The 13123-nt window shown below is 64.7% G+C and carries 10 protein-coding genes and 1 pseudogene; 6 read left to right on the top strand and 5 right to left on the bottom strand.

Annotation, left to right across the window (positions count from 1 at the left end; all coding sequences use genetic code 11):
- Positions 1-80 precede the first annotated feature (80 nt).
- On the bottom strand, positions 81-989 hold the full coding sequence (locus AC3WLE_RS00870) for a LysR family transcriptional regulator (RefSeq protein WP_436223262.1): 909 nt from the start codon (positions 987-989) through the stop codon (positions 81-83).
- Between the two features lie 152 nt (positions 990-1141).
- Here AC3WLE_RS00870 and AC3WLE_RS00865 point away from each other — a divergent pair, with 152 nt between their 5' ends.
- Both AC3WLE_RS00865 and AC3WLE_RS00860 read left to right on the top strand, forming a co-directional pair.
- Positions 1142-2323, top strand: a complete 1182-nt coding sequence (locus AC3WLE_RS00865; RefSeq protein WP_492316993.1) for a M20 aminoacylase family protein — start codon at positions 1142-1144, stop codon at positions 2321-2323.
- A gap of 26 nt (positions 2324-2349) precedes the next feature.
- The gene (locus tag AC3WLE_RS00860) at positions 2350-3360 is read left to right on the top strand and encodes a tripartite tricarboxylate transporter substrate binding protein (protein ID WP_492316992.1); all 1011 of its coding nucleotides are present in this window, start codon (positions 2350-2352) and stop codon (positions 3358-3360) included.
- 21 nt (positions 3361-3381) lie between these two features.
- Here AC3WLE_RS00860 and AC3WLE_RS00855 read toward each other — a convergent pair whose 3' ends face one another.
- On the bottom strand, positions 3382-4155 hold the full coding sequence (locus AC3WLE_RS00855) for a dienelactone hydrolase family protein (RefSeq protein ID WP_492351279.1): 774 nt from the start codon (positions 4153-4155) through the stop codon (positions 3382-3384).
- Positions 4156-4234: 79 nt separating this feature from the next.
- Positions 4235-5047, bottom strand: coding sequence for a helix-turn-helix domain-containing protein (locus AC3WLE_RS00850; protein WP_492351278.1), 813 nt, complete (start codon positions 5045-5047; stop codon positions 4235-4237).
- A gap of 224 nt (positions 5048-5271) precedes the next feature.
- Between AC3WLE_RS00850 and AC3WLE_RS00845 the strand changes: the two genes are divergently transcribed.
- Positions 5272-6489 carry a polysaccharide pyruvyl transferase family protein gene (locus AC3WLE_RS00845; RefSeq protein ID WP_492316989.1) on the top strand — a complete coding sequence of 406 codons (1218 nt, stop codon included), beginning with the start codon at positions 5272-5274 and terminating at the stop codon, positions 6487-6489.
- Between the two features lie 129 nt (positions 6490-6618).
- Here the strand turns inward: AC3WLE_RS00845 and oxlT are convergent, their stop codons facing one another.
- Positions 6619-7938 (bottom strand): oxalate/formate MFS antiporter, encoded by a 1320-nt coding sequence (gene oxlT / locus AC3WLE_RS00840; protein ID WP_492355752.1) that lies wholly within the window; start codon positions 7936-7938, stop codon positions 6619-6621.
- A 1070-nt stretch (positions 7939-9008) separates the two neighbouring features.
- Here oxlT and AC3WLE_RS00835 point away from each other — a divergent pair.
- The 3 genes from AC3WLE_RS00835 (at position 9009) to AC3WLE_RS00825 (ending at position 12029) form a co-directional block, all read left to right on the top strand.
- Entirely contained in the window at positions 9009-10532 is a 1524-nt protein-coding gene (locus AC3WLE_RS00835) for a Fic family protein (protein WP_492316987.1), read from the top strand.
- A 273-nt stretch (positions 10533-10805) separates the two neighbouring features.
- Positions 10806-11507: a cytochrome c biogenesis CcdA family protein gene (locus AC3WLE_RS00830; protein ID WP_492316986.1), complete on the top strand. Its 702-nt coding sequence runs from the start codon at positions 10806-10808 to the stop codon at positions 11505-11507.
- Between the two features lie 3 nt (positions 11508-11510).
- A complete protein-coding gene (locus tag AC3WLE_RS00825) occupies positions 11511-12029 on the top strand; it encodes a thioredoxin family protein (protein WP_492351274.1) in 519 nt (172 codons plus the stop codon).
- 62 nt (positions 12030-12091) lie between these two features.
- Here the strand turns inward: AC3WLE_RS00825 and AC3WLE_RS00820 are convergent.
- Positions 12092-13027 (bottom strand): annotated as a pseudogene (locus AC3WLE_RS00820) (RNA-guided endonuclease InsQ/TnpB family protein); the annotation flags it as partial.
- Positions 13028-13123 lie beyond the last annotated feature (96 nt).

Below are 13123 nucleotides of genomic sequence, written 5' to 3'. Positions count from 1 at the left end.
GTTGCGGTGTCACCAGATTAGATTTCCAGGGTGCCCCCGGGTACATACAAAGGGGCGCTTGCCCGGGGAGTACAGTTGCTTCAGACCAGCGGGAACGCCTTCACCAGGTGCCGCAGCAAGCTGTCAGCCACCGGGGACAGGTGCCGGCCGGCCCGGGTGATGATGTGGATGCGGCTATTGTTCAGGATGGGATTGGCCAGCGGCAGCGACACCAGTTGCCTGAACTGCGGCTCCTTCAGCGCCACCGAGCGTGCCGTCATGATGTAGCCCAGCCCCATCGCTGCATATTCCCACAGCACCTTGAACGAGTTGGTGACAAGCATCGGCTTCAGGGTGACGTGCTCGTCCAGTTCCGCCGCCTGGATATGCTTGCGCACACCAAACGATTCCGTCAGCGCCGCTCCCTGGTGCGGCGCCAGGTCCGCCAGCGTCAGCGCGCGGCGTCTGCGCGCCAGCGGATGGTCTTTGCGCACATGCACGCGGATCGGCGACAGCCGTGAATAGTGCGAGCGCAGGCGCACATCGTCGGGCGGCTGAAAGACGAAGCCGATATGCGCCAGGTCCTCCAGGATATGCCGGACCGTTTCATCGGTGCCGGCCACCTGGATGCTGCAGCTCACGTCCGGATGCTTGCGCAGGAAGCCCTGCAGCACGGGCTCCAGCACCAGGTCGACGAAGCCTTCGCCAAAGACCAGCTCCACGTGGCCGCGCCGCGCATTCTTCAGGTTGTTGACCTCGGCCAGGAAGGTATCGTTCAGGTCCTGCTGGCGCCGGGCAAACAGCGCCAGCAGGCGCCCGGCATCGGTGGCGACAACACCCCGCCCGCGCCGCTCAAGCAAAGTCAGCCCGGTGTCCTGCTCCAGTTTCGCCACGGCGCGGCTCACCACCGACGGGTCCAGCTCAAGCACCTCGGCCGCGCCGCGCACCGTGCCGGTCTCGATGATCTGCAGCAAGCACAGCGCCCGCTTGCGGTCCAGCACATCTTCCATGTCTTCCTCCTCTGGCTCGCGACGCCGCCTCGGGACGGCAGCGCGGATTTTTTAATGTTGCAAATTATGCAACGTTTCTCCCTCATCATTGTCATGGTTTCGGCAAGCGCCTGCGTGGAGAATGCTGTGGACGACCACGCTCCGATACCGCCATGAACCAGGCCCCGCTTGCCGATCTGCACCAATCCATCCAGACCCTGTCGCCGGAGTTCGTTGAGATCCGCCGAAAGATCCATGCGCACCCCGAACTGGCCTTTGAAGAGCGCCAGACCAGCGACCTGGTCGCCGGGCGGCTGGCGGCATGGGGCTACGAAGTGCATCGCGGCATGGGCACCACCGGTGTCGTGGGCAGGCTCAGGAAGGGGCAAGGCAGCAAGGCGCTGGGCATCCGTGCCGACATGGACGCGCTGCCGATCCAGGAAAAGACCGGCCTGGACTACGCCAGCACCATCGCCGGCAAGATGCACGCCTGCGGCCATGACGGGCACACGGCGATCCTGCTGTGCGCCGCCAGGTACCTGTCCGAGTCCGTTGATTTCAATGGCACGCTCAACCTGATCTTCCAGCCGGCCGAGGAGAACGAAGGCGGTGCGCTGCGCATGCTGGAGGATGGGCTGTTCGAGCAATTCCCCTGCGACGAGATCTATGCGCTGCACAATTCCCCGGGTCTGCCGGTCGGCCAGATCGGGGTCATCGCCGGCCCTGCCATGGCCTCGTTCGACCGCGCCACGGTCACGCTGCGCGGCCGCGGCGCCCATGGCGCCATGCCCCATCATGGCATCGACGCCATGCAGTGCGCCGCCAGCATCGTGCTCGGACTGCAATCGATCGTCAGCCGCGAGATCGATGCGCTCAAGTCGGCGGTCATTACCGTGGGCTCCATCCAGGCCGGCACGACCTACAACGTCGTGCCCGATAGCGCGACGATCAAGATCGGCGTGCGCACGCTGGACCCCCAGGTGCGCACGCTGGTCGAAGCGCGCATCAGCGAATTTGTAGCCGCCCAGGCCCAGAGCTTCCGGCTGCAATCCGAGGTCGTCTACGAACGCAAGTACCCCGTACTGGTCAACCACGACGCGCAGACCGAGCGCGCCCGCCAGGCCGCGATCCGGCTGGTGGGCGCGGACAACGTGGTCGAGCGCCCGCCGGTGATGGGGAGCGAGGACTTCGCCTACATGCTGGAACACCGGCCCGGTGCCTACATCCGGCTCGGCAACGGCCTCGGTGAAGATGGTGGTTGCATGGTCCACAACCCCTTGTACGACTTCAATGACAAGGCCCTGCCTGTCGGCGCCGCATTCTGGGCGCACCTGACGCAAAGCTATCTGGTTTGAACAACTATTCTTCGGGGACATCCACCATGGCTTCACTGAACCGCCGCCGCTTCCTTCAATACGCCGGTCTTTCCGCCGGCACCTCCGTGCTGGCCAGCCTGCCGGCCTTTGCCGCAGACAACTTCCCCGCCAAGTCGCTATCCCTGGTGGTGCCCTACCCGGCCGGTGGTGCGAGCGACACTTCGGCGCGCATCTTCGGGGAATCCATCAGCAAGAGCGTCGGGCAGCAGGTGGTCGTCGAGAACTACGGCGGCGGCACCGGGCTGATCGGCGCCAACAAGGTGCTGGGCGCGCCGGCCGATGGCTACACCTTCTTCCACGGCTCGATCAACGAGGTCTTCCTGGCCCCCATGCTCAACCCGGCGGCGCGCTACAAGCCGCAGGACTTCCAGCTGGCCGCGCCCATCAGCGACGCCAACATCGTGCTGATGGTCAGGAACGGCATTGCCGTGGATACCCTGGACAAGTTCCTGGACTATGCGAAGCAAAGCAAGGGCAAGCCGCTGACCTACGCCACGGTCGGCATCGACTCCATCTATCACCTCATGGGCGATGCCCTGGCTGCCCGGCTCGGCGTGCCCTTCCTGCACGTGCCTTACAAGGGCGGCGCACCAGCGCTGCAAGGGCTTGCCGGCGGCGAGGTCGACTTTGCCATCCTGCCCTACCAGTCCAGTTTCGACAGCATGCAGCAACAGGGCCGGCTGAAGGTGCTGAGCAGCTTCGCCAAGGCCCTGCCCCCGGCGCTCAAGCATATTCCGCTGATCTCGCAAAGCCGCCTGGTGCCCGACTTCGAGTACTCGATCGGCGGCGGCTACTTCGTCAGGCAGGGCACGCCCGCGAGCCGGGTGGCGGTGCTGCGCAAGGCGATTGGCGAAGCCCTGGCCAAGCCCGAGATCCGGGCCAAGCTGGAAGCCGAGGGACGTACGGTCGCACAGCCAATCAACAGCCAGGAGCAGGCGAATCAGGTCTTCGACCAGTACCTGGGACGTGTCACGCAACTGATCCGGAACGTGGGCCGCAAGACCAACGCGTCCTGAAGTCATGTCGCAGCGCGCGCCTTAGCTGGCCGGCCAGGCTGCCTTGGGTGACACACCCGCGGCAAGCCGTTCCGCCAGGAAGGCCTGCATTGCCGCCCAGGACCGGCGGTCCGCCGCCGCATCATAGGCAATGCCACGTTCCGGAAGATTCGCCCCCTCGAACGTGAATGCGTGCCGGGCATGGCCATGGGCATGCAGCTGCCAGTCGGCGCCGGCGCCGGTCAGCTCCGCTGCAATGCCGAGAACGTCGTTCGGCGGCGCGACCGGGTCTTCCCAACCATGCAGGAGCAGGATGCTGGAGGTGATGGGTGCTTGCGGGCCGATCCGCGGCGGGTGGAGCACCCCGTGGAAGCTGACGGTAGCCAGCAGGTTCGACGGGGCCGCGCGCGCCAGGTCCAGGGCGCACAGGCCGCCGAAGCAATACCCGAGCGCAGCCATGCGCTGTGCATCGACCCCGGGAAACCTGGTGGCCGCATCGAACCCGGCCAGCAGGCGCCGGCGCAACAAGCGGCGATCGGCCATCATCGGGCCCATGAGATGCGCGTTGTCTCCCAGCTCGTCACCACGGACGCCCTTGCCGTACACGTCTGCGGCAAAGCAGATGTAGCCCAATGCCGCAAGCCGGTCGGCGCAGCGGCGCATCGCGGCGTTGAGTCCGCTCCATTCGTGCGCCAGCAGCACGCACGGCGTGCGTTGCGCCAGCCCGGCGGGCCGCGCTACATACCCTTCGAAGACAGTCGTGCCATCCGTGTACTCGACCAACGATCGTTCCAGCGGCAGATTCCCAGCGTCCATAGCATTCTCCTTTCGAGCCGCCAGCATGCGGCAGGCGGGGAACGCTGTATTGAACGTTTGGGACGCCAGGTGTTGCGCGTCAGAGATAGAACGCCGGGGCATCGTCTGGCAGGCGTCCGAAGTACTCGGCAAGCGGCGATGGCCCGTTGCGCGCATAGTCGCCCGGCGTCTGGGCCAGGCGCCGCCGCCAGCTCCGGATCTGATGCGGCTGGTCGCTATAGCCTGACAGCGCGTCGCCCTCGCCGCGCTGCACGGCCTGGATGCTGGACTGCAATCGCTCCAGGTCCATCAGCTGCTTGGGGCCCAGGCCAAGGTGCCGCTCGAACCAGCGGTTCAGCAGGCGCCGGTTGACGGCGGTCAGGCTGGCGACTTCCTGCACCTGGCGTCCCTGGCGCAGCAGCGCATGCGCCGCCCTGATCGTCGCCAGTTCCGCAGCCGGCCGGATAGCCGTCATGCGCCGCAGCAACCACGCGTCCAGCCGGCAGGCAACCCGCGCCGGCGTCCAGGCGGCGCTCAGGTCGGCACTGAGCGCATGGGCCGCGCCGTCCCCAAGGTATCCGGCCAGGTCCAGCAGCTGGTCCTTGCAGTCCGGCCCGATGCCGGGGAACAGCCGCGCCAGGCCCGCGCCACTCAGCATCGCCATGACGAAATAGGTGTCCGGCCACGACCGCCATTGCCGGCTGGTCGACTGGAAGCCCAGCAGCGAGACCTGCGGCACGGTCGGGCCGCCCTCCATCGCATTCGGGCGCCCGAAGTTGACCGAGAGCACCGCCCCGGGGTACGGGCAGGTCATGATCCGCCTGCCCGCGTAAACACCCGCCATGTCCTCGACGAACCAGTAGCCGTTGACGTAGGGCGCCAGGGCGGCGCAAGGAGCAATCACCTGGAACATAGCGGACGTGGCGTGGCATGCGCCGGGAACAGGACAGCCGTACCTTTATCACAAGGCGCGCCGCCGCGGCGCCCACCGTCAGCCGGTCCCTCGTCCAGCACTGCCTTGGTGGCCGAAGCCACTTGCGATGGGCGGCTTTGGGGATTCTAATCCTACGGAGGAAGCGTCCCGAGGAGGGTCCCATGGCGCAAGTCACAATATGCGGATCTGAGAACGTTGACGCCATGCCAGCCTCGCAGTCAGGAAGCACCGGCTTGCCCATGATCCTGTTCGGCGCTTTCGATCGCCACAACTTCGGCGACCTCCTTCTGCCGCATGTGATACGAAGCCTGATCGGGCAGGCCAACCCGTTCTACGGGGGCCTGGCCGAGCGCAACCTGAGAATCCATGGCGGCCATCGGGTCCACACCCTGGCGCGGCTGGCAGCCACCGTGGGCGACAGCGCCGTCGATGTCATCCATGTGGGTGGCGAAACCCTGACCTGCTCGCTCTGGGAGGCGGCCGTGATGCTGCAGCCGCCCGAGCAGGCCCCGACGGTGGTGGCGCTGCTCGATGCCCGGCCGCACGAGCGGACGGCCTGGGCCCAGGCGCAGTTGGGCGTACGGGACCTGGTCCCCTACCTGTTGCCGGCCGGTATCTTTGCCAATGTCCGGCGTGTCATTGTCCACGCCGCCGGCGGCATTGAACTGGGATCGGTTGAGCCTGCCATGCGGGCCGAGGTGGTGGCCAAGCTCGGGGCCGCCACCAGCGTCGGGGTACGGGACCATCAAACCCGGGCCATGCTCGCGCAGAACGGCATTGCCTGCCGACTGGAACCCGATCCGGCCGTGCTGGTGGCCGAGCTGTTCGGCGACCGCATCCGCCGGCGCGCCCGCCAGGGCGAGTGCGCCCGCATCGTGTCAGGGCTCTCGGGCGGGTACCTGGCCGTGCAGTTCAGCGCGGATTTTGGCGACGACGATACCCTTTCACAGCTGGCGGCCCAGCTCGAACGTATCGCCCGGGCCAGGACCCTGGGCGTGGTCCTGTTTCGCGCCGGCGCCGCGCCCTGGCACGACGACCTGGCTTGCTACCAGCGCCTGGCGGCACGGCTGCGCGGCACGCCTGTGGTCCTGTTCGACTCGCTCAATCTATGGGATATCTGTGCGCTGATTGCGCGCAGCCGGGGCTTTGTCGGCAGCAGCCTGCACGGCAGCATTGTCGCCGGCGCCTTTTGCCTGCCACGGCTTGGCCTGCTCCGGCCCGCACAAGCTCCTGGCACCAGCAAGCAAGTCGCCTTTGCCGCCGCCTGGGGCGCGGCCGGGGCGCCGGCCGCGGTGACCGTTCAGGATCTTGCGGCCGGCCTGGACGAAACGATGGCAACCCGGACCGCGCAGCGTAGGGAATTGGCGTCGGAATGGGCCAAGGCATGCAGGACCGCATTCCAGCTGGTTCAGGAGAACTAGTGCCCTCCCGCGAGGTACCGGCTTGCCGGCAGAAGCGCCCGCCCGAGACGCAAGTCCCCGGTAGACGAAAAAAGCGGGCTTCCGAAGAAGCCCGCCCGGTTTGCTGCTAGACGCCTGTATATCGGCCGGTCAGGCTGGAACCTGCGTCCCCGCCGCCGCCGTCTCCTTCGAGAAAAGACTCCTTGAGGTAGCAACATGGCTGGCCAGCACCGGCCGCAAGACCATGATCGCCAGGAAGGCCGCGGTCAGGTCCATGGCCGCAACCGTGTAGAGCACCGTCGACCAGGTGCCGGTCGCCTCCATCATCAGGTTGCCGACCGGCACGAACAGTGCGCCGATGCCCTTGGCCGTGTAGAGCACGCCGTAGATCTTGCCGATGTGCTTGGTGCCGAAGGCATCGCCGGCCAGTGCCGAGAACAGCGAGTAGACCTCGCCCCAGGCCAGGAACACCACGCCCGACAGGATCAGGAAGGCGTACGGGTTGCTGCCGAAGTAGCCGAGCGCGATGATGCCAAGGCCTTCCAGGGTGAAGGCGATGACCATGGTCTTCTCACGGCCGATGTTGTCCGAGATCCAGCCGAACAACGGACGCGAGATGCCGTTCATGATCCGGTCGAGCATCAGCGCGAGCGGCAGCGCGGCCATCACGAAGAAGTGCAGGTCGACCTTGAACTCCTTCACACCCAGGTCCTTGGCAATGACGCCAAGCTGGGCCACGGCCATCATGCCGCCGGTGACGACCAGGATGAACATCACAAACATCAGCCAGAACAGCTTGGTGGACATCGCTTCCTTGAGCGTGTAGTCGCGCGTGGCCTGGACCAGCTTCTGCGATGCCTTCACCTCGCTGCCCTTCGGTGCGCGCAGGAACCACGCCGCGACAAAAGCGAGCCCGCCCTGCAGCAGGCCGAAGAACAGGAAGGTGTGCTGGAAGCCCTGCGACTCGATCATGGCCGCGATGGGCAGGATGGTCGCCGCGGAACCGGCGCCGTAACCGCCCGCGGTCAGGCCCACGGCAAGGCCACGGCGGTCCGGGAACCACTTGAGCGCGTTGTTGATGCAGGTGGCGTAGATCGAGCCCACGCCAAGGCCGCCAACGGCTGCGCCGACGTAGAAGCCCATCAGGGTAGTGGCCTGGGAGTTGATGCACCATGCCGCGCCGATGAAGACCGCGCCGAAGGCGACCATCATGCGCGGGCCGAACTTGTCGATGAAATAGCCTTCGATCGGCGCCAGCCAGGTCTGCACAAGGACGAAGACGGTGAAGGCGATCTGGATGCTGGCGCGCGACCAGCCGTAGGCCCCCTGGATCTCGGGGACGAACAAAGTCCAGGCGTATTGGATATTGGCGGTGGCGATCATGCAGATCACGCCGACAATCAATTGCAGCCAGCGTGTGCCTTCCGGAACCTGGCGATTAGCGCCCAGCGCTGCCGATGGATTACTCATTTGCGCGCTCCTTGAATCATTTGGCCATTCAATTGCGGGGGTGCGGGCGGATATGCTGACGCACTGCGCCTCAGCTTAAGGGTGGCTGCTGGCATTTCATGTCTCCTGTGTCATTGGCATTTATTTGCCTCTTATTCCGACGCCGACCTGAGGTCTCCGCCCTCACCTCTCTCAAGTTCGGAGTGGCGATGGGATACACAGTATGTGATATATCAAGTAAGTCAAGCGAAAGGGATGGCAGGGTTTTCACTGAATTTATGATGGCTTACGATGGGTGCCGGATATTCACGCTGAATATGCATCATCGACACCGGAAGAGGCCCTTGCCTGGCACTGCCGGATACCAGTGAAATCCTTTACTGGAGCCACTTCCAGGCGAATCGCTGCCGATAGATGAGGGTTCGTTTTGAATGGATGAGCAAAAGGACTTAAATCTCATCATTACGAATTTGTCATATTTGAAAGTGATCCATCCGGCCAGGTAGCCATGATTACGAAAATGTCATGATTACAGAAATGTCATGATTTTGAATGCGCCGGATGATGAGCAAAATAAATCAGAGCGATTAATACCGCATAAGCAGACCCACGCACCCCAAAAAAAATGCCCGCAGGCAAGCCTGGCGGGCGTAGGCATGATGCGTGACATCAGCCGCAGCATGTAGATGGAGTTATAGGCGATTATTGGAGCCGGGCAAATAAATAAAAACGCTTAGTCCGTGGTCGCGGCCAGGAACTCTCGAAAACCCTGACGGATTTGCCGGAAAAACCTGAATGCCATTTGGGCAGATTCAGAAGATGGCATTTTTGTCATGCGGGATTTCGATTTGCGGGCGATGCGCTGCGGCCTGGGCCGGCAAGCACTGTAGACAAGATCATCCGGGCTAACCGCGAAAGTAGATAAAACGGTAAGTGCTGTAGAACTCCTGGAAGGCCGGGCGGACCAGGTCGCCCACCCATTGCTATAGACAGAATCGAAAGCATTTTGGAGAAAAGTAGATGTTTTGGTAAATCCTGTAGGAACTCTGGTAAGCTCCCGGCAAACCGGCACCCAGGAATTGCGACCATCTATGTCTCATGCGCCACTTGGCTACGACGCGCTTATCCGCAAGTTCGGGTTGCGCGTGCCGCCGCTGCGCTCGACGTCCGCCCTTGCCGACAAGACCGGGGTCCTCAGCACGCACACCGGACCGGACGGCACCACGCGCACCGTGTATCCAAGGAACCGCTACCGCGGCGGCGACACGACCGTGGACCACCTGACTTTCGCGCTGAAGAAGGAGCAGCTCGACCTGACCGTGCTGGCGGCGCTGTTCGAGCATGCGCCAGCGGTGCAGGCGGTACGGGAGTGGCTGGCGGCCACCCCGACCTCGCGCTATGCGAGGCTGAGCGCGTTCTATGCCAAATGGCTTGCCGGGGCGCAATTCGACTACAAGCTGCCGGCCGGGGCGCCCAGGGTACTGGCGCTGGACGAGAGCCGGTACCTGACCGGCCCGGCAACGCCGGACCTGCAGTTCGGTATCCAGAACAACCACCTCGGCCCGGCCGCGTTTTGCCCCCTGGTACGCCGCACCGAGAAGCTGGCGCAGTACATAGCCGCCGACCTCCCCGGCCGTGTGGCCGCGGCCATCAAGCGGCTCGAGCCAGAGTTGCTGGCGCGCGCGGTGGACTACCTCTACCTCGCGGAGACACGATCGACCTACTCCATCGAGCACGAGATCCCCGATAACCAGCGGGTCGCCAAGTTCAGGCGGCTGCTGGAGTATGCCGGCAATCCCGCCCCGCTGACCGAAGCGCAGCTGTGCGAGTGGCAGAACGAAATCATCTCGGGGCTGCGCGCCGAATTCTCCTATCGCGACAAGCAGAACTGGCTGTCCCGCGGCGGGCGCATGCGCAACATCGCTGACTATATTCCCCCGCCGCCCGGGCAGCTTGGCGCGATGATGGACGGGATTGCCGCGGTCGCGGGCCTGGTCGAGGCACAGGCGGCAAACCCCATCGTGGCCGCGGCGTGCGTATCGTTTGGCTTTGTCTTCGCCCACCCGTTCTACGACGGCAACGGCCGGCTCCATCGATTCCTCATCCACCATTTGCTGCGGCAGGCCGGTGTCACGCCCGATGGCGTCGTGCTGCCGGTGTCGGCACGGATGCTCAAGCAGATCGATACCTATGCCGCGCTGCTGAAGTCCTATTCCGCCCCGCGGACGGCCCTGCTCAACTACGCGCTGGATTCGGACAGCGACACCATCCTGATCAAGTCGCCACAGCCCGGCTGGCTTTACGCATCCTTTGATGCGACGGCGCTGTGCGAATTCGTCTTCGAATGCATCGAGCAGTGCGTCGAGCAGGACCTTGCGCAGGAGCTCCAGTACCTGCGCGCCTACGATGCCAGCGTCGCACGCCTGGAAAGCTGGCTCGATCTGCGCCAGTCACGCCTGTCGAACCTGATCGACCTGATCGTCCAGAACCACGGCGAGCTGTCCAGGCGCAAGCGCAAGCTGTTCGAAGACATCACGGACGACGAGCTCGCCCGCATTGAAGCCGTCGTGCGCGACGAATTCACGGAATACCTCGAGCTCAACGGCAGCCGCTGAAGCGGCGGCACAGCATTGGCACTGCCCGGTGCCGCCACCATGGGGCGGCACCGGCGCCACTATGTATCGCTCTGTATCCCGGGCCGCGGCAGACATGAAAGCTTGCACGGATGCCGGGGCGCGGAAACAGCCCGGATACGTGCGGACGGTGGAATGCGTCTATCGCCAACACCGGGAGTTCTCCGCCATGTCCGTCGCCGCCATCCATCCGCCGCCACCCTGCCCCTGCCATCGTGCCTGCCACGGCACCGCGCACGCCGACGGGAGCCGTCCATGATCGACGCCTTCCTTGCCTTCGCCGCCGGCGTGCTGACCATTGCCTCGCCCTGTGTGCTGCCGGTGCTGCCCATGCTGCTGGCCGGCTCGGTGGGCGAATCCGGCCGGCTGCGCCCGCTGGCGATCGCGCTTGGCTTCGTCAGCGCCTTTTCCGCGCTGGGCATAGTCTTTGGCGCACTGTCCAGCGCCTTCAGCGAAGCCCCAGGCGTGGTGCGCAACGCGGCCATCCTGTTGCTGCTGGGTGCCGGCCTGTCACGGCTCTGGCCGGCGGGCTTCGAGCGCCTGGCGGCCCCGTTCGCCGGCGTGGTCGACCGCCTGGCGGGCGTCGGCGGCCGGACCGGCACCGGCGTGGCCGGCGGCTTTGTGCTGGGCATGACGCTGGGCGCGGTGTGGACCCCGTGCGCCGGGCCGGTGCTGGCGTCGATCCTCGCGCTGGTGGCCAAGGCGCAAGACCTGCATCGCGCTGCCGGCCTGCTGGCGTTGTTCGCGGCTGGCGCGGCCATCCCGATGCTGGGCATTGCCTATGGCGGCCAGTTCGCCACCACTCACGTGCGCCGGCTGGCGCGTCACACGCACCGGCTGCAGCAAGGCTTCGGCGTGCTGGTGGTGGCGACCGCCATCGCCATGTACTTCCAGTACGACACCCTTGCCGTCGCCTGGCTGACCTCGCTTTTCCCTGCCTCCCAACCTGGAGCCTGAACCATGCACCGCTTGCTTCGTACCCTGCTTGCCACTACCGCCATCGTCGCCGCCCAGCATGCCGCCGCCGCCCCTGCCGACTATGGCAAGGCGCCGGAATTCACCGGCATCGACAAGTGGCTCAACTCTGAACCGCTGACCGTTGCCGGGCTGCGCGGCAAGGTCGTGCTGGTCGATTTCTGGACCTATAGCTGCATCAACTGCATCAACACGCTGCCCCATGTGCGGCAGTGGTACGACAAATACCGCGACAAGGGCCTGGTCGTGGTCGGCGTCCATACCCCGGAGTTCCCCTTCGAGAAGTCCACCGCCAACGTGCAGGCAGCGCTCAAGCGCTTCGATATCCGCTACCCGGTAGCCCAGGACAACGCCTATGCCACCTGGAACGCCTGGCGCAACCAGTACTGGCCGGCGCTCTACCTGGTCGACGCCAACGGCTCCGTGGTCTACAAGCACTTTGGCGAAGGGAATTACGCCGAGACCGAAGCGGCCATCCAGAAGGCGCTGGCCGGGCGCAAGTAAGTATCAATTCGTCGAGCCTTGAGCAGCCGGTCAAGACCAACAACTTTGACATCCTCTCCTCCCTAAAGGGAGGAGATTCCCTCTGCAGGCGATCGATGTCCCGATCGGGCAAGGATATTTAGCGCAGCGTTCACATCGCGATCAGGTACAGCACCGCATCCACTGCATACCCACTGCCTTATTCCAAGGTCTGCGATACCTTTCGGCCTCTCCGGCGGCATCGCGTCGCACGAAGAGCAGACCTGGGTGGTGAAACGTTCGTCGACTTCCTCGTACCACGCGCCATGCGCAATCGCCTTGTACGCGAGCATTGTGCGGAAGGACGACCAGCCCGCATCGAGGACGGACTTCGCCATGCTGGTCCTGGCGAGGCCGGCGGCGTTCACATTCCCCACCGCAATGTAGTCGAAGTCCCGCACGATGCGATGCGAGAGCTTGTGCAGGAAGTCACGCCGCGCATTGGCGATGCGGGCGTGAAGGTTCGTGGCCTGTCGCCGCTTGCGCGCTCGCTGCGCTTTGGCCAGCGCTTGCTCGAGTCGGCCAAGGTGGCGCGGATTCCCGACCTTCTCGCCGGTGGACAGCGTGGCAAGGTCCTTCAAGCCCAGATCGATGCCAACGCCGCGTGCCGGGGAGCGGGCTTGGGTGTCGGCAACTTCAATCACGATGTTCAGGAACCAGTTGCCTCGCGCGTCGCGGGAGAAATTCGTCCCGTCCTTGATCTTGCCATCGGGAAGGGGGCGGGAGCTGAACACGCGAAACGTGTTGCCGGCAAAGCGGAATGCGTCGCCCGAGCGCTTGAGATCCCGGCCCTTGAGCGGCACCCAGCCGAGCGACTTGCGGCCGCGATAGCGCAGGTACGGCCGGCGATGCTGGCTACGCGACTTGGCGTACTGCTCGCAAACCGCGTTGACGGTGCCGGAATGGATGCGCAGTTCCTTGCAGCTGCTGGTGGTCAACACGTTCATATCGAAACCCGTGGGCCATTTCTTGCCCCACCTCCCGCGCAAGGGAGTTGATACAAATTGTATGCAATTTTTGTATCACGGAGTGCTTATCCCTGCTATTCTTGCTCCCCGGTTGCAGCCTGGAATCTG

It is taken from the genome of Cupriavidus sp. FW306-1B-F12B (genome assembly GCF_058781795.1).
This window is presented reverse-complemented; position numbering and strand designations above follow the sequence as displayed.